This window comes from Hydrogenophaga pseudoflava NBRC 102511 (assembly GCF_001592285.1).
In the GTDB taxonomy this organism is placed as follows: Bacteria; Pseudomonadota; Gammaproteobacteria; order Burkholderiales; family Burkholderiaceae_C; genus Hydrogenophaga; species Hydrogenophaga pseudoflava.
On record NZ_BCWQ01000019.1, the window covers coordinates 36,016 to 52,547 of the forward strand.

Sequence of the window (16,532 nt, forward strand, 5' to 3'; positions counted from 1 at the left end):
CTCGGAGCACTGTAGAGCAACCCCTGCCGCCCGGGTTCCCGGTGCCAGCCCCGATAATCCCCGCATGCGTTTCCTGATCGACTTTTTCCCCATTGCGCTGTTTGTGGCCGCCTACAAGTTTGGCGACATCTACACCGCGACCGGCGTGCTCATGGCCGCCACCGTGGTGCAGACCGGCATCATCTACGGCATCGACAAGCGGCTGCAGACGCTGCAGAAAGTGACGCTGCTGCTGGTGCTGGTGTTCGGAGCCCTCACGCTGCTGCTGCACGACGAGCGCTTCATCAAGTGGAAGCCCACCGTGCTCTACGCGAGCATGGCGATTGTGCTGGCCGCGGCGCTGTGGGTCTGGAAGAAGAACTTCCTGCAGATCCTCCTGGGCAGCCAGCTCAGCCTGCCGGCGCCGGTGTGGTCGCGCCTGACCGTGATCTGGATCGGCTATTTCCTGTTCATGGCCGCCATCAACGCCTACGTCGCGGCCTACTACTCCACCGAGGACTGGGTGAACTTCAAGCTCTGGGGCTACGTGTTCCCGGTGGTGTTCATCGTCGGCCAGGGCCTGTACATCGCCCGCTACCTCAAGAGCGACACCGAAGCGGGGACCGGCTCATGATCCCGGACCAACTGTTCGTGCCCACCGCGGCCGCGCTGCAGGCCGCCCTGGACGCTGCCCTCAGCCCGACCCGGCTGGAAGTCATCGACGAAAGCGCGGCCCACGCCGGGCACGCCGGCGCCAACGGCTTGGGCTATGGAACCCATTTCCGGGTGCGCATCGCCGCCCCCGCCTTCACCGGCAAGAGCCGCGTGGCGCAACACCGCCTTGTGTATGATGCGCTGCGCAATTTCACCGACGCCGGCCTGCACGCGCTGGCCATCGAAATCCTCACCTGATCCACACCATGAAATTCTCCCTGTCGGCCCTGACCGCCGCGGCCCTGATCGCTGCCGCTCCTCTGGCCATGGCCCAGAACGTCGCCATCGTCAACGGCAAGGCCGTGCCCAGCAGCCGAGTCACCGCGCTGGAGCAGCAGATTGCAGCCTCAGGTCGTCCGATCGACGAGGCCACCCGCGCCCAGATCAAGGAAGAAGTCATCCTGCGCGAAGTCTTCATGCAGGAAGCCCAGAAGCGCGGTATTGCCGCCACGCCGGAATACAAGGAGCAGATGGAACTGGCCCGCCAGACCATCATGATCCGCGCCCTGTTCGCCGACTACCAGAAGAAGAACCCGGTGTCCGACGCCGACCTGCAGGCCGAGTACGACAAGTTCGCCGCGGCCAACGGCGGCAAGGAGTACCGCGCACGCCACATCCTCGTTGAGAAGGAAGATGAGGCCAAGGCCATCATTGCGGCCATCAAGGGTGGCGCCAAGTTCGAAGACCAGGCCAAGGCCAAGTCCAAGGACCCGGGCTCCGGTGCCAACGGTGGTGACCTGGACTGGGCCAATGCCGCCAGCTACGTGACCGAGTTCTCCGAGGCCATGATCAAACTCGACAAGGGTCAGATGACCCAGGAGCCGGTCAAGAGCCAGTTCGGTTACCACATCATCCGTGTCGACGACGTGCGCCAGGCCAAGCTGCCGACCTTTGAAGAACTCAAGCCGCAGATCGCGCAGCAGATGCAGCAGCAGAAGCTGGGCGACTTCCAGCGCTCGCTGCGCGAGAAGGCCAAGATCCAGTAAGGATCGGCGTTCTCCTAAAAAAAGCGCGGCGTGGTCCGCGCTTTTTTTGTGGCCGCGAGGAAGTGGATCTGGCCACGCCGATCGGATTGGATTTGATCAAATATTAGAACCAGGTGGTTTGGATGCCACAATTCGGCATCCATTTGATCAAATCCAACCATGAACGCGCCCCCCACCGACATCCACAGCTTCCTGAGCGAGCACCGCATCCACGAGGTCGAGTGCGTGATTCCCGACATGACCGGGATCGCCCGCGGCAAGATCCTCCCCAAGGATCTGTTCCTCAGCTCCGGGCACATGCGCCTGCCCAAGAGCGTGCTGCTCAACACCGTCAACGGCCAGCAGCCCGACAACGCCGAGTTCGTCGGCGACACCGACCCCGACATGGTCTGCGTGCCCGACCTGTCGACGGCGCGCATGGTGCCCTGGGCAGCCGAACAGGTCGCGGTCATCATCCACGACTGCGAGGAGTTCGACGGCTCGCCGGTGGCGCTCTCGCCCCGCAGCGTGCTGCGCCGGGTGCTGGCGCTGTACGACGCACAGGGCTGGCAGCCGGTGGTGGCGCCCGAGATGGAGTTCTACCTGGTCGCCCGCCAGCAGAACCCGCACGAGCCGCTGCAACCGCCGCTGGGCCGCACCGGCAAACCCGAGGCCGGCCGGCAGTCGTACTCGATCGATGCCGTCAACGACTTCGACCCCTTCTTCCTGGAGCTCTCGCGCTTCTGCGAGGTGCACCGCCTGGGCGTCGAGACCCTGATCCACGAGGCCGGCGCCGGCCAGATGGAGATCAACTTCACCCACGGTGATGCCATGGACCTGGCCGACCGGGTGTTCCTGTTCAAGCGCACCGTGCGGGAAACGGCGCTGCGCCACGGCATCTTCGCCACCTTCATGGCCAAGCCGATGGAGGCCGAGCCGGGCAGCGCGATGCACATCCACCAGAGCATCCTGGACCGCGCCACCGGCCGCAACATCTTCAGCGAAGAGGACGGCGCGGTAACGCCGCATTTCCGCCACTTCATCGCCGGCCTGCAGCGCTACGTGCCGCAGGTGATGCCGATGCTGGCGCCCTATGTGAACTCCTACCGGCGCCTCTCGCGCTACATGTCGGCGCCGATCAATGTGCAGTGGGGCTACGACAACCGCACCTGCGGCATCCGCGTGCCGGAGTCCGACGCCGCCAACCGCCGGGTGGAGAACCGCGTGCCGGGCGTGGACGTGAACCCGTACCTGGCCATGGCTGCGACGCTGGGTGCCGGTTACCTGGGGCTGATGGAGAAGCGCCAGCCCAGCGAGCCGATGAAAACCAGTGCCTGGGACAGCGACCAGGACCTGCCCAGCCACATGGAGGACTCGATCCGCCGCATGCGCGAGTGCGAAGCGCTGCGCGATGTCTTCGGTGGTGCCTTCATCGACGCCTTCCTCGCGGTCAAGGAACTGGAATACGCCACCTACAACCGCGTGATCAGCTCCTGGGAGCGCGAGCACCTGCTGCTGCTGGTCTGAGGAGACACCCCCCATGACGCAAGAACAACGACCCACCCGCACCGGCCTGGACTGGCCGCGCGCACAGACCTTCCTCGCGCAGGAGCGCGCCCGTTTTCACGAGGCCCACCCACGATCGGCGGCCCTCGCCGCCCGCGCCCGCGACCACCTGCTGTTCGGGGTGCCGCTGCACTGGATGAACGACTGGGGCACGCCGTTCGCGCTGCACGTCGACCACGCCAGCGGCGCCCAGGTGACCGACGTCGACGGCCACACACTGACCGACTTCTGCCTGGGCGACACCGGCGCCATGTTCGGCCATTCGCCCGCGCCGGTGGCGGCCGCCGTCGCCCGCCAGGCCACCCGGGGCTTCACCACCATGCTGGCCACCGAGGACGCGGCCGTGGTCGGCGAACAGCTGGCGCAGCGCTTCGGCCTGCCGGTGTGGCAGTTCGCGATGAGCGCCACCGATGCCAACCGCTACATCGTGCGCTGGCTCCGTGCCGCCACGGGGCGCAAGAAGATCCTGGTCTTCAACGGCTGCTACCACGGCACCATCGAGGACGTGTTCGTCGATCTGGTGGATGGTCGGCCGGTGCAGCGCGACAGCCTGCTGGGCCAGGTGCACAACCTGCTGGACACCACCGTGGTGGTCGAGTTCAACGACCTGGCCGCGCTCGACGCCGCACTGGCTGATGGTGACGTGGCCTGCGTGCTGGCCGAACCGGTGATGACCAACATCGGTATGGTGCTGCCCGAGCCCGGCTACTGGGCCGAAGCTCAGCAGATCATCCGCCGCCACGGCACGCTGCTGGTGATGGACGAGACCCACACCATCAGCACCGGCCCTGGCGGCTACGCCCGCGCCCAAGGCATCGCTCCCGATGCCTTGGTGCTCGGCAAACCGGTGGGCGGCGGCGTACCCTGCGCGGTCTACGGCATGAGCGCCGAACTGGCGGCCCGCGTCGAACGGGCCAAGCGCGAGGCCCCACCGGGCCACAGCGGCATCGGCACCACGCTGACCGGCAACATGCTGGCCATGGCCGCGATGCGCGCGGCTCTCACCGAGGTCATGACCCCGGCCGCCTACGGGCACATGCTGGCACTGGCGCAGCGGCTGGCTGCCGGGCTGCGGGAGGTGATCGCGCGGCATGGCCTGCCCTGGTGCGTGACCCAGGTCGGCGCGCGCACCGAGTTCCAGTTCTGCCCGACCCCGCCCAGGAACGGCAGCGAAGCCGACCGCATCCTCGACGGCGAGCTGGAGCACCTGATCCACCTTGGCCTGCTCAACCGCGGCGTCATGATCACGCCCTTCCACAACATGATGCTGGTCTGCCCGCAGACCACCGACGAGCACGTCGCGCAGCTGATCGGCGCGCTCGACGAGGCGCTGACCCAGATCACGCAGAAGGCATGAAGACCCCCGCCCCGACCCAGCAGGACGAGACCTATGCGCGGTTGCGCCAGTGGGTCACCGTGGGCCAGTTCCTGCCGGGGGAGCGGCTGAAAATCCACGCCATCGCCGAGAAGCTGGGCGTGGGCGTGATGCCGGTGCGCGCCGCGCTGCAGCGGCTGGCGGCCGAGGGTGCGCTGGTCAACGTGCCCCACGCCGGCATGCAGGTGCCCAAACTCTCGCTGGCCGAGTTCGACGATGTGCTGCAGACCCGGCTGCTGCTGGAAGGCGAAGCGGCCGAGCGTGGCGCCCACCGGCTCGACGCCACCGGTGTGGCCGAGCTGCTGGCGCTGGAGCAGCGCATGCGCGAGGCGCTCAAGGCCGGTGATGCCAAGGGCTATCTCGACGCCAACGAGCTGTTCCACCTGCGCCTGTACCAGGCCGCCGCCTCCCCCACCCTGCTCTCGCTGATCGAGACCGTCTGGCTCAAGGTCGGGCCGCTGTCGAACAGGCTGTTCGAGGTGGAAGCCTCGCAGCGCGTGATCAACGACGCCCACGGCGACGCGGTGATGGCGCTGCGCCTGCGCGACAGCGCCGGCGTGCGGCGCGCGATTGAGAAGGACTTGTTCGTGGCCGCGCAGTTCCTGCGGCCGTTCTGCGCCTGAACCGGCTCAGCCGCGCCACCAGACGAAGGCCGCCAGCAGGCCGATCATCACCGGCTGGTGCAGCAGGTAGTACGACAGGCTCCAGCGCCCCAGCACCACCAGAGAGCGGCGCAGCCCGGTGGCCGCCGCGTCGCCCGCGCCCAGCCATTGCGGTCGGTGTGCCAGCGCCCAGCGCCCGGCGGCGACGCCCCACCACATCACGCCCAGCCAGGGCAGCACCGGAGCGTAGTCCTCGGTCACCGGCAGCTCGCTGATGAAGCCCAGCGCGTTCCAGCCCGGCTGGTTCAGGAACGCCAGCGACGGCAGCGCGCCGATCACCAGTGGCGCGATCCACTTCATCGACACCGCGATTGCCCCGAGCGGCCAGAGCCAGGCGCCCCAGCCGGCCGTCAGTCGCACCAGGACCAGCATGGCCGCAATGCCGTGCAGAATGCCAAAGTAGATGAAGGTGTCCGGGAACATCAGCCAGGAGCCAATGCTCACCAGCAGCGCCCCACCCGCCACCTGCGCCCAGCGCTTCCAGAACCGCGGCCAGCCCTGCCCCTGCTGCAGCGCCACCGCCTGCGACAGCCCGGCGGTGAACAGGAACAGGCTCACGATGAACGTGCGCTGCCAGGTCCAGAACGGGTCGTCGTAGAAGTCCTGCTGAATGAAGCCGAAGTGGTTGAGGTCGAAGCAGAAATGGAAGGCGGTCATCCACAGCATCGCCACCGCACGCAGCAGGTCGATGCGGTCCAGGCGCGCGGTGGCCTTCACCGGCAACTCGAATGCACCTTCAGCAGCAGCTGTGCCAGTTCGCGCGGCGCGCTGACCATCGGGTCGTGGCCGGTCGCCAGCTCGTACACCGTCCAGCCCGGCTCGCTGCGCACGCGCTTGCGGGCGGCGTCGATGGTGGCCAGCGGCGGGTTCGTGCAGTCGATGAAGCTGTGCGGGATGGACCACACCAGCGCCGGGTCGAACAGCAGGGTCTCGTGGTACAGGCGGTAGGGCTGCGGCGTCTGGCGGCGGTTGACCCAGTCGCGGTCGGCGCCTTCCAGTCCGAACACGCTCGCGTCTGGCGGCGGGAAACTCAGCCCGCCGCTGCTGCGCTGCGCCTCGGCGGCCCGCTTGGCCACGGTCTCCGCCGAGTGGGGCGTGCTCCAGCTGTTGCCGGGGTCTGGAACGCCCGCATCCAGATAGACCAGGTGCTGCAGCAGGCCGGGGTGCGCGCGCTGCAGGCGGTCGGCCACGCAGGTGATCAGGTTGCCCGCGTAGCTGTGGCCGACCAGCACCACCCGCTCCAGTTCCTCGGCTTCGATCAGCCCGATCACGTCCTGGATGTGGGTGTTGATGCCGACTGTCGGGCTCAGCAGGTGGGCCCGTTCGCCCACGCCAGTGAGGGTGACGGCGTGGGTGTCCACACCGGCGCCGCGCAGCAGCGGCAGCACCCGCTTCCAGCACCAGGCGCCGTGCCAGGAGCCGTGGACGAGGACGATGGCGGTGCTGGAGGGGTCGTGGGATGCAGGCATGGGCGATCTCCGGGACAATATCGGGTTGATTTGCGGGGCCGTCAGTGGTCCCGATTCTGCCTGCTCTGCCTCTTTTTTTGCGCCACCATGTTGCCCCACCAGCTCGAACTGCTTGCCCCCGCCCGCGACGCCGACATCGGCATCGAGGCCGTGAACCACGGGGCCGACGCGGTCTACATCGGCGGCCCGTCCTTCGGCGCACGCACCAGCGCCGACAACAGCGTGGCCGACATCGCCCGCCTCGCGCGGCACGCGCACCGCTACAACAGCCGCATCTTCGTGACGATGAACACCATCCTGCGCGACGACGAGCTGGAGCCGGCGCGCAAGCTGGCCTGGCAGCTTTACGACGCCGGCGTGGACGCACTCATCGTGCAGGACATGGGCCTGCTGGAAATCGACCTGCCACCGATCCAGCTGCACGCCAGCACCCAGACCGACATCCGCACGCCCGAGAAAGCGCGCTTCCTGCAGGACGCCGGCCTGTCCCAGATCGTGCTGGCGCGCGAACTCACGCTGCAGCAGATCGCCGCCATCGACGCCGCGCTCGGCCCGAAGGACGCGCCCGGCCGCGCCATCCTCGAGTTCTTCGTGCACGGCGCACTCTGCGTGGCCTACAGCGGCCAGTGCTACATCAGCCACGCCCACACGGGCCGCAGCGCCAACCGCGGCGACTGCTCGCAGGCCTGCCGCCTGCCCTATGAGGTGAAAGACAGCCAGGGCCGCATCGTGGCGCACGACAAGCACGTGCTCTCGATGAAGGACAACAACCAGAGCGACAACCTGCGCGAGATCATCGACGCCGGCGTGCGCAGCTTCAAGATCGAAGGCCGCTACAAGGACATGGCCTACGTCAAGAACATCACCGCGCACTACCGGGTACTGCTGGACGAGATCCTTGAAGAACGCCCCGAACTGGCGCGCGCCAGCAGCGGCGAATGCACCTTCCACTTCCAGCCCGATCCGAACCAGAACTTCAACCGCGAGTTCACCGACTACTTCGTGCAGGGCCGCAAGGAAGACATCGGCGCCTTCGACACGCCCAAGAATCCCGGCCGCCCGATCGGTTTTGTCACCACCACCGGCCCGAACTTCGTCGAACTGCAGACCGACGACAAGGACACCGTGATCCACAACGGCGACGGCCTGTGCTACCTGGACCTGCAGAAGGAACTGGTGGGCCTGCAGATCAACCGGGCCGAAGCGGTCAACAAGAAGGGCCTGTGGCGGGTATTCCCCAAAGACCCGATGGAGGGTTTCAAAGACCTGCGCAAGGGCGTGCAGATCAACCGCAACCGGGACATGGACTGGGTGCGCGGGCTGGAGAAGAAGTCGGCCGAGCGCCGCATCGGTGCCTGGCTGGCCCTGGACGAAACCGCCGACGGCCTGACGCTGACCATCACCGACGAAGACGGCCACAGCGGCACCGCCACCCTGCCCGGCGCCTTGCAAGACGCCAAGGACCCGAGCCAGGCCGAGGCCAAGTTGCGCGAGAACCTCTCACGCCTGGGCGACACCCTGTTCCAGCCGCTGGACGTGGCGCTGAACCTGAACGGTCCGCGCTTCGTGCCCGCCTCACAGCTCAACGCCCTGCGCCGCGACGCGGTGGAGCGCCTGGAAGCGGCTCGCGCAGCGGCCTGGCACCGCCTGCCGCGCGCCAAGCCGGTCGAACCGCCCGTCAACTATCCGGAAGACACGCTCACGTATCTCGCCAACGTGTTCAACCACAAGGCGCGCGACTTCTATGCGAAACACGGTGTGAAGGTGATCGCAGCCGCCTACGAGAGCCACGAGGAAGAAGGCGAAGTCAGCCTGATGATCACCAAGCACTGCGTGCGTTTCAGTCTCAGCCTCTGCCCCAAGCAGGCCAAGGGCGTGACCGGTGTGCAGGGCACGGTGAAGGCCGAGCCGATGCAGCTGATCAACGGCAAGGAGAAGCTGACCCTGCGCTTCGACTGCAAGCCCTGCGAGATGCACGTGGTCGGCAAGATCAAGCGCAGCGTGATGAACGCCGCGCCTGCAAGCCCGGTGACGTTCTACCGGACGCGACCGGCGACCCCGGCCTGAGCCATCAGGCGTCCTCGCGCGCCTCGACTACCAGTTCCCGCACCCGCACGCCCTTGACGGCGGCGATGGCCCGGATGCGCAGGCCCTGCTCGGCCTCCAGCCGTATCCGCTGGTGGTAGTCCAGGCTGTCCGTCTGGCCGGGGTTGTGGGCGGGAATGCGGCGCGACCACTGGCGCCGGCCATCGAACTCCACCGTCAACTCCAGCCAGGCGCCGCCGGTGTCGGCAGGCACATCGACCAGCAGAGCGGCGTCCACGTCGAACACCCGGGCCCGGCCGTTGAGGCCAGGGATGTTGAGCACCGCAACCCCGTCTGCGCTCTGGACGCGCCAGTGTTCGGGGCGGGAATCATGAGGGTTGCCAGGGCGATTTTTCATGTCGCCCGAACTGTAGACCATGCCCGCTCAAACCGCGGCCATGGCGCGCTGCAGGTGGATCAGATGTAGGCCGCCACCGGCTTGACGTGGCGCATGTGCAGACTCAGGCCCAGCGCGGCCATGTGGTTGCTGTTGCGGCCCAGGATCACCTCCGACAGCGGCAGGAACTCGGCCTCTTCGTAGGCAGCGTGCGCGGTGTACTCGGTGACCAGACGCTGCACCTCGCCAATGTCCAGATCGGTGCTCTGGCCTTTGGCGACCTGCTTGAGACCCTTTTCCAGCCGCTTCCACAGCGCCTCGACCATGCGATGCTCCTCGGTCAGGCGCTTGGTCATCGCCTTCACGCGCTCCAGTTCTTCGCCGGGCTTTGCGCTGGCGATCACCGCAGGAAAGAGCTCGCGCTCTTCTTCCAGATGATGTTCGAAGATGGCTTCGCGGAAGAACTCCAGCGACTGCTCGGCGATCTGGCGTGCGCGTGCGGCGGGTTCCAGCAACGCGGGCAGTTCGTCCAGCGCGTTCAGGCGCTTGAGGATGCCGCTGTGGCAGTTGGAGAAGTTGTTCAGCGGGGCGTCGGTGTCAACGGCGGTGTTCATGGCAGCTCCTCTCGGGTTGGTGTGCACCGAAGCCGGTCTTCAGCACACTCACGATCTGGATGCCAGTCTGGGCCAACCGCGTTGTTGAGGCCTTGACACAAGTCAAGGCCTACCCCTGTTCATTCAGTGTGCGGACTGGCCGCGCAGCTTGTTGAATGCGTTGAACATCAGCACGCAGACGATGCCGGCAATGAGGCCGGAAACACCGCCGGCCAGACTGTTGACCACGCCTCCGATGGCACCCAGGCCCTCCGCCCAGTGCTCGACCGCGTGTCCCAGCGCCGGCACGCCGTGCAGCAGGATGCCGCCGCCCACCAGGAACATCGCCGCCGTACCCAGCACCGACAGGGCCTTCATCAGCCAGGGCGCAAAGGCCAGCAGACCTCGGCCGAAGGCTTGCGTGGCGGATGAGCCGCTGCGGCTCAGGTGCAGGCCCGCGTCGTCGAGCTTGACGATGCCGCCGACCAGGCCGTACACGCCCAGGGTCATGATCAGCGAGATGCCGACCAGCACCGCGACCTGCTGGGCAAAGGGTGCTGTGGCGACCGCGCCCAGGGTGATGACGATGATCTCGGCCGAGAGAATGAAGTCGGTGCGCACGGCGCCCTTGATCTTCTCCTTCTCGAAGGCAACCAGGTCGACCTTCTCGTCGCTCACGGCCTTCACCAGTTCGGCGTGGTGGGCGTCGTCGTCTTCCTTGGCGTGGAAGAACTTGTGCATCAGCTTCTCGGCACCCTCGAAGCAGAGGAACAGGCCGCCCAGCATCAGCAGCGGCGTGATCGCCCAGGGCGCCACCGCGCTGATGGCCAGGGCTGCCGGCACCAGGATGGCCTTGTTCAGCAGCGAGCCCTTGGCCACCGCCCAGACCACCGGCAGTTCGCGGTCGGCGTTCACGCCCGTCACCTGCTGCGCGTTGAGCGCCAGGTCGTCGCCCAGCACGCCAGCCGTTTTTTTCGCGGCCATCTGCGTCATGGCCGCCACGTCATCAGCCGCCGACACGCTCTGGCGCGCCGCGACCTTGGTCATGGTGGCCACGTCGTCGAGCAGGGTGGCGATGTCGTCAAGCAGTGCGAGGAGGCTGGAGGCCATGGCGGTGGTTCAACTTTCAGGACCAGACAAGGGGAAACAGCGGGTCGTCCATCGCTGCGCCGTCGGGCAGGCGCTGGTCGAGGTCAGGGAATGGCGGGGAGGTGCGCCAGCGGCGAGGCGCGTGGACCGCATCATCGCCCAGGTAGCGGGCCGAAAAAACGCGCCGCCGCGCGCCCGGACCGGTGCCGCTGCTGGCGTGCAGGCTAAGCATGTGGAAGGCCACGCAGTCGCCCGGCTCCAGCGCCCAGCCCAGTTGCCGGTAGGTGCCGGGCTCGGCGTCGATGGGCGGCAGCTCGGCCAGCGTGCCCTCCGGGAACCACTTGGCCTGCTGGTCGCGGAAGGTGCGCGGCATGTACCAGGTGCCGTCGTGCGAGCCGGCGACGAAGCGCAGCGTGCTGGCCAGCGGCACCGGGTCGACCGGTATCCAGAAGCTGACGTTCTGCCTGCCGCCGACGTTGTAGTACGGCTGGTCCTGGTGCCACGGTGTCGGCTGGCGGGTACCGGCTTCCTTGACCAGCAGGTGGTCGTGGTACAGGCGCGCCGTGCGGCTCTGCATCAGCTGGGCGGCCAGATGCGGCAGGGCCGACTCCTTGAGGATGCGCTGGTAGTCCGGGTTGGTCTGCCAGGTGCAGAAGTCCTCGACGAAGCGGCCGGGGTCGTCGGGCTCGCTCGCCACCAGCGCCAGCGGGCTCAGGTGCGTCAGGTTGTGCTCGATGCCAGCCTCCAGCGTGCGCAGATCGTCGGCGTTGAGCACGCCCCGCAGCACCACCGCCCCGTCGCGGGCGTAGGCCTGGATGGTGTCGTCGGGCAGGGGGCGCGAGCGGCTCATCGTGCGATCAGCCCACCCACTTGCGCGCGTTGCGCCAGATGCGCATCCACGGGCTCAGGTCGCTGGCGCTGCCGCTGGTCCAGCTCATCTGGATGTTGCGGAACACGCGCTCGGGGTGCGGCATCATGGCCGTGAAGCGGCCGTCGGCCGTGGTGACCGCCGTCAGGCCGCCCGGGCTGCCGTTCGGGTTGAACGGGTACTGCTCGGTGGCGGCGCCGCTGTTGTCGACGAAACGCATGGCGGCGATGGCCTGCGCCGGGTTGCCGCGGTGCTTGAAGTTGGCAAAGCCTTCGCCGTGCGCCACCGCGATCGGCAGGCGGCTGCCGGCCATGCCCTGCAGGAACAGGCTGGGCGATTCCAGCACTTCCACCATGGACAGGCGGGCTTCGAAACGCTCGCTCTGGTTGGTGGTGAAGCGCGGCCAGGCCTCGGCACCGGGGATGATGTCGGCCAGCTCGGCGAACATCTGGCAGCCGTTGCACACGCCCAAGCCGAAGGTGTCGGCGCGGCCGAAGAAGCCCCGGAACTGTTCGGACAGCACCGGGTTGAAGGTGATGCTGCGCGCCCAGCCGATGCCGGCGCCCAGGGTGTCGCCGTAGCTGAAACCACCGCAGGCGACCACGCCCTTGAAGTCGGCCAGCTTGGCGCGGCCCGACTGCAGGTCGGTCATGTGCACGTCGTAGGCTTCGAAGCCCGCCTGCGTGAAGGCATACGCCATTTCCACGTGCGAGTTCACACCCTGCTCGCGCAGGATCGCGACTTTGGGGCGGCTCAGGTTCAGGAACGGCGCGGCCACGTTGTCCAGCGGGTCGAACGTCAGGGCCACGTGCATGCCCGGGTCTTCCGGAAGACCGGCGGCGGCGTGTTCGCTGTCGGCGCAGGCCGGGTTGTCGCGCTGCTGGTTGATCTTCCAGCTGACGCTGTCCCAGACCTGCTGCAGGTCGTACAGGCTGGCGCTGAACACGGCCTTGGTGTCGCGCCAGACCTGCAGCTGGCCCTTGCCCACGTCGATGGACGAGGACGCCGGGCGGGTCTTGCCGACGAAGTGGCTGTGCTTGGACAGGCCGTGCTCGCGCAGGGTCTGCATCACGGCGTTGCGGTCTTCGGTCTTCACCTGCAGCACGACGCCCAGCTCTTCGCTGAACAGGGCCTTGAGGGTGAGCTCCTCGCGGCGGACGCTGACCTGCTGCGCCCAGTTCTTGGCATCGCCAGTGTCCATGCGGCTGTCGGAAATGCCGTCGCCCTCGGTGACCAGCATGTCCACGTTCAGCGACACGCCCACATGGCCGGCGAAGGCCATCTCGGCCGCCGCGGCCAGCAGGCCGCCGTCTGAACGGTCGTGGTAGGCCAGGATCTGGCCCTTGGCGCGCAGCGCGTTGACGGCGTTGACCAGATTGATCAGGTCCTGCGGGCTGTCCAGGTCGGGCACCTCGTCACCAGGCTGACCCAGCGTCAGGCCCAGCACGCTGCCGCCGAGGCGGTTGCGGCCCTTGCCCAGGTCGACCAGCACCAGGGTGGTGTCGTCGATCTCGCGGTTGAGCTGCGGCGTGAGCGTGCCGCGCACGTCGGCCAGCGTCGCGAAGGCGCTGACGATCAGGCTCACCGGCGAGGTGACCTTCTTCTTTTCGCCATCGGCCGTCCACTGCGTGCGCATGGACAGGCTGTCCTTGCCCACCGGCACCGACACGCCCAGCGCCGGGCACAGCTCCATGCCGATGGCCTTAACGGTGGCGTACAGGTCGGCGTCTTCACCGGGTTCGCCGCAGGCGGCCATCCAGTTGGCCGACAGCTTGACTCGGGGCAGCTCAATCGGCGCGGCCAGCAGGTTGGTGATGGCTTCAGCCACGGCCATGCGGCCCGAGGCCGCGGCGTTGATGGCAGCCAGCGGCGTGCGCTCGCCCATGGACATGGCTTCACCGGCGAAACCGGCGTAGTCGGCCAGGGTCACGGCGCAGTCGGCCACCGGCACCTGCCAGGGGCCCACCATCTGGTCGCGGTGGCTGAGTCCGCCCACGGTGCGGTCGCCGATGGTGACCAGGAAGCGCTTGGAGGCGACGGTCGGGTGGCTCAGCACGTCGATCACGGCCTTTTCCAGCGACACGCCGGTCAGGTCCATCGGCTTGAATGTGCGCTGGACCGTCTTGACGTCGCGGTGCATCTTGGGCGGCTTGCCCAGCAACACGTCCATCGGCATGTCGACCGGGCTTTCGTTGCCCTCGTCCACCAGCGACAGGTGGCGCTCTTCGGTCGCCACGCCAACGACCGAGAACGGGCAGCGCTCGCGCTCGCAGAAAGCCTTGAACTGTTCCAGCGACTCGGGCGCGATGGCCAGCACGTAGCGCTCCTGGCTCTCGTTGCACCAGATTTCCTTGGGCGCCAGACCGCTCTCTTCCAGCGGCACGGCGCGCAGATCAAAGCGCGCGCCGCGGCCGGCGTCGTTCACCAGCTCGGGGAAGGCGTTGGACAGGCCACCCGCGCCCACGTCGTGGATGAACAGCACCGGGTTCTTGTCACCCTGCGCCCAGCAGTGGTTGATGACCTCCTGCGCCCGGCGCTCGATCTCGGGGTTGCCACGCTGCACGCTGTCAAAGTCCAGCGAGGCGGCATTGGTGCCGGTGGCCATGGAGCTGGCGGCACCGCCGCCCATGCCGATCTTCATGCCCGGGCCGCCGAGCTGGATCAGCAGCGTACCGGCCGGGAAATCGATCTTCTTCGTCTGGCCGGCGTCGATCTGGCCCAGGCCGCCCGCGATCATGATGGGCTTGTGGTAACCGCGGGTCACGCCGCCCACGTCCTGCTCGTACTCGCGGAAGTAGCCCAGCAGGTTCGGACGACCGAACTCGTTGTTGAACGCGGCGCCGCCCAGCGGGCCCTCGGTCATGATCTGCAACGGGCTGGCGATGTGCTCGGGCTTGCCGCCCGGCTGGTCGCTCAAACCACCCCAGAGCTTGGAGACGGTGAAGCCGGTGAGGCCCGCCTTGGGCTTGGAGCCGCGGCCGGTCGCGCCCTCGTCGCGGATCTCGCCGCCCGCGCCGGTGGAGGCGCCGGGGAACGGGGAAATCGCGGTCGGGTGGTTGTGCGTTTCCACCTTCATCAGGATGTGGTGGGTCGCGGCCTCGGCCTGGTAGGCGGGCGACGCATGGCCACCGGCCTTGGCGACGAAGCGCTCCAGTTGGTGGCCTTCCATGATGGACGCGTTGTCCGAGTACGCCACGATGGTGTGCTGCGGGCTGGACTGGTGCGTGTGGCGGATCATGCCGAAAAGGCTTTTGTCCTGCGTCACACCGTCGATGGTGAACTGCGCGTTGAAGATCTTGTGGCGGCAGTGCTCGCTGTTGGCCTGCGCGAACATCATCAGCTCGACGTCGGTCGGGTTGCGCTTCAGACCATTGAACGCGTTGACCAGGTAGTCGATCTCGTCGTCGGCCAGGGCCAGGCCCCATTCGCCGTTTGCCTTCTCCAGCGCTGCGCGACCACCACCCAGCACGTCCACGTGCTCCATGGGCGCCGGGTGCAGTTCGGTGAACAGGGCTTCGGCCTGGCTGCGCTCGGTGGTCACAGCCTCGGTCATGCGGTCGTGCAGCGCATCGGCCACGGTGCGCAGCTGCTCGTCGCTCAGGCTGGCCTTGCCCAGCAGGCCGCTCTTGAGGCCGATGCGGAACTCGACCAGGCGCTCGACGCGGTGCAGCGCCAGGTCGCAGTTGTGCGCGATGTCGGTGGCCTTGGAGGCCCAGGGCGAGACAGTGCCCAGGCGGGGCAGTACGTACAACGCCGGGGCGCCGGCCCTCTCGGCGGCCACAAAAGCCTCGGTGGCCGGCTCGCCGTAGGTCAGCAACTGCCCCAGGCGCTCCACCGTGGCGGCGTCGGGCGCGGCGTCGAAGGACGCCAGGTGCACGAAGCGGGCCGAGAGGCCGGTGATCTTGTCGGAAATGCCCTGCAGACGGGGCAGGAGTTGCTGGACTTTGAAGTCGCTGATGGCGTTGCCGCCGTCAAAAAAGCGCAGGTGCAGGGTCACGGTGGGTGGCCTTGGGGCTGGATGACCGCAGGGGTCGGTGAAAACCCGAGATTTTACCTTTGCCCCTCAACCCGAATCACCCCGCAGGCGGCATCCAGGCCAGCGGGGAACCGGCTCCGCCGGGCCGCAGCTGGCGCCCCCTGGGGGGGGGCGCGAAGCGGCGCGGGGGGGGCTAAAACTGGTAGCCGACGCTCACTTTGACGACCGGCAGCACCCTGGCGCTGTTCAGGTCGTCCTGCACCTTGCGTTCTTCCGCGGCGATGGCCGCCTGCGCGCCCGGCTGGGCCAGCAGGCCGCCCGAACCGGTCAGCCGGACCTTGGGCTTGCCGATCGAGACCCCCAGGTCCAGACCGAAGGTCCAGCCCGGCTCGTTGTGGCGGCCGTGGCCCCAGCCCACGCCGACGTAGGGCATGGTGCTCGGGTACTTGATGTCGGCGCGCAGCGAATTGCCCGTGGCGTCGAAGCGCTGGCCGTCGATGGTGACCGAGCCGTTCGTCGCCTGCGCATTCAGCGCGGCCGAGGTGCCGCCGAAGGTGGCGCCGCCCACCAGGCGGAACGTGCCCAGGAAGGGGCGGAAGTCGACGAACACGCCGTTGCCCTTGAGCTTGAGGTCGCCCTTGTAGGTGATCTGGTCTTCGGTGTAGGTGTCCGATTCGGTGAGGCTGGCCAGCTCGCCGCGAATGCCCAGCGCAGGGCCGACTGGCAGGTTCAGCCCCACCCCTACACCACCTGTACCGACAACGCCGTATACGCCCACGCCCTGCGCCAGCGCAGAGCCAGTCAGGGCCATCAGGGACAAACCGGTGATCAATAGCTTCTTCATTCGAGCGCCT

At 67.7% G+C, this 16,532-nt stretch carries 15 protein-coding genes; 7 read left to right on the plus strand and 8 right to left on the minus strand.

Annotation, left to right across the window (positions count from 1 at the left end):
• Positions 1 to 64 precede the first annotated feature (64 nt).
• The 6 genes from HPS01S_RS19800 to HPS01S_RS19825 all read left to right on the plus strand — a co-directional run bounded on the left by HPS01S_RS19800 (position 65) and on the right by HPS01S_RS19825 (position 5,222).
• Complete coding sequence (locus tag HPS01S_RS19800) at positions 65 to 613, plus strand: septation protein A (protein WP_066160290.1); 549 nt, start codon at positions 65 to 67, stop codon at positions 611 to 613.
• On the plus strand, positions 610 to 891 hold the full coding sequence (locus tag HPS01S_RS19805; protein ID WP_066160293.1) for a BolA family protein: 282 nt from the start codon (positions 610 to 612) through the stop codon (positions 889 to 891). The genes HPS01S_RS19800 and HPS01S_RS19805 overlap by 4 nt, the downstream gene beginning before the upstream one ends.
• Before the next feature lie 8 nt (positions 892 to 899).
• Positions 900 to 1,679, plus strand: coding sequence for a peptidylprolyl isomerase (locus tag HPS01S_RS19810; protein ID WP_066160296.1), 780 nt, complete (start codon positions 900 to 902; stop codon positions 1,677 to 1,679).
• A 159-nt stretch (positions 1,680 to 1,838) separates the two neighbouring features.
• A complete protein-coding gene (locus tag HPS01S_RS19815) occupies positions 1,839 to 3,185 on the plus strand; it encodes a glutamine synthetase family protein (RefSeq protein ID WP_066160300.1) in 1,347 nt (448 codons plus the stop codon).
• Between the two features lie 13 nt (positions 3,186 to 3,198).
• Positions 3,199 to 4,581: an aspartate aminotransferase family protein gene (locus HPS01S_RS19820; RefSeq protein WP_066160302.1), complete on the plus strand. Its 1,383-nt coding sequence runs from the start codon at positions 3,199 to 3,201 to the stop codon at positions 4,579 to 4,581.
• Positions 4,578 to 5,222, plus strand: a complete 645-nt coding sequence (locus tag HPS01S_RS19825) for a GntR family transcriptional regulator (RefSeq protein WP_066160304.1) — start codon at positions 4,578 to 4,580, stop codon at positions 5,220 to 5,222. Before HPS01S_RS19820 ends, HPS01S_RS19825 begins: the two co-directional genes overlap by 4 nt.
• A 6-nt stretch (positions 5,223 to 5,228) precedes the next feature.
• On the opposite strand, the gene HPS01S_RS19830 is transcribed toward HPS01S_RS19825, so the two are convergent.
• Both HPS01S_RS19830 and HPS01S_RS21895 read right to left on the minus strand, forming a co-directional pair.
• On the minus strand, positions 5,229 to 5,927 hold the full coding sequence (locus HPS01S_RS19830; RefSeq protein ID WP_157576479.1) for a heparan-alpha-glucosaminide N-acetyltransferase: 699 nt from the start codon (positions 5,925 to 5,927) through the stop codon (positions 5,229 to 5,231).
• A gap of 47 nt (positions 5,928 to 5,974) precedes the next feature.
• Entirely contained in the window at positions 5,975 to 6,730 is a 756-nt protein-coding gene (locus HPS01S_RS21895; RefSeq protein ID WP_066160310.1) for an alpha/beta fold hydrolase, read from the minus strand.
• 87 nt (positions 6,731 to 6,817) lie between these two features.
• Between HPS01S_RS21895 and HPS01S_RS19840 the strand changes: the two genes are divergently transcribed.
• Positions 6,818 to 8,797 carry a peptidase U32 family protein gene (locus HPS01S_RS19840; RefSeq protein ID WP_066160312.1) on the plus strand — a complete coding sequence of 660 codons (1,980 nt, stop codon included), beginning with the start codon at positions 6,818 to 6,820 and terminating at the stop codon, positions 8,795 to 8,797.
• A 4-nt stretch (positions 8,798 to 8,801) separates the two neighbouring features.
• Here HPS01S_RS19840 and HPS01S_RS19845 read toward each other — a convergent pair whose 3' ends face one another.
• The 6 genes from HPS01S_RS19845 to HPS01S_RS19870 form a co-directional block, all read right to left on the minus strand.
• The gene (locus HPS01S_RS19845; protein WP_066160390.1) at positions 8,802 to 9,173 is read right to left on the minus strand and encodes a hypothetical protein; all 372 of its coding nucleotides are present in this window, start codon (positions 9,171 to 9,173) and stop codon (positions 8,802 to 8,804) included.
• A gap of 59 nt (positions 9,174 to 9,232) precedes the next feature.
• Complete coding sequence (locus tag HPS01S_RS19850; protein ID WP_066160315.1) at positions 9,233 to 9,766, minus strand: hemerythrin domain-containing protein; 534 nt, start codon at positions 9,764 to 9,766, stop codon at positions 9,233 to 9,235.
• A gap of 123 nt (positions 9,767 to 9,889) precedes the next feature.
• Positions 9,890 to 10,855: a DUF808 domain-containing protein gene (locus HPS01S_RS19855; RefSeq protein ID WP_066160316.1), complete on the minus strand. Its 966-nt coding sequence runs from the start codon at positions 10,853 to 10,855 to the stop codon at positions 9,890 to 9,892.
• Between the two features lie 16 nt (positions 10,856 to 10,871).
• On the minus strand, positions 10,872 to 11,684 hold the full coding sequence (locus HPS01S_RS19860; protein ID WP_066160318.1) for a phytanoyl-CoA dioxygenase family protein: 813 nt from the start codon (positions 11,682 to 11,684) through the stop codon (positions 10,872 to 10,874).
• 7 nt (positions 11,685 to 11,691) lie between these two features.
• Complete coding sequence (purL, locus tag HPS01S_RS19865) at positions 11,692 to 15,699, minus strand: phosphoribosylformylglycinamidine synthase (RefSeq protein WP_066160321.1); 4,008 nt, start codon at positions 15,697 to 15,699, stop codon at positions 11,692 to 11,694.
• A gap of 172 nt (positions 15,700 to 15,871) precedes the next feature.
• Positions 15,872 to 16,522, minus strand: coding sequence for a hypothetical protein (locus tag HPS01S_RS19870; RefSeq protein WP_157576476.1), 651 nt, complete (start codon positions 16,520 to 16,522; stop codon positions 15,872 to 15,874).
• Positions 16,523 to 16,532: the final 10 nt, after the last annotated feature.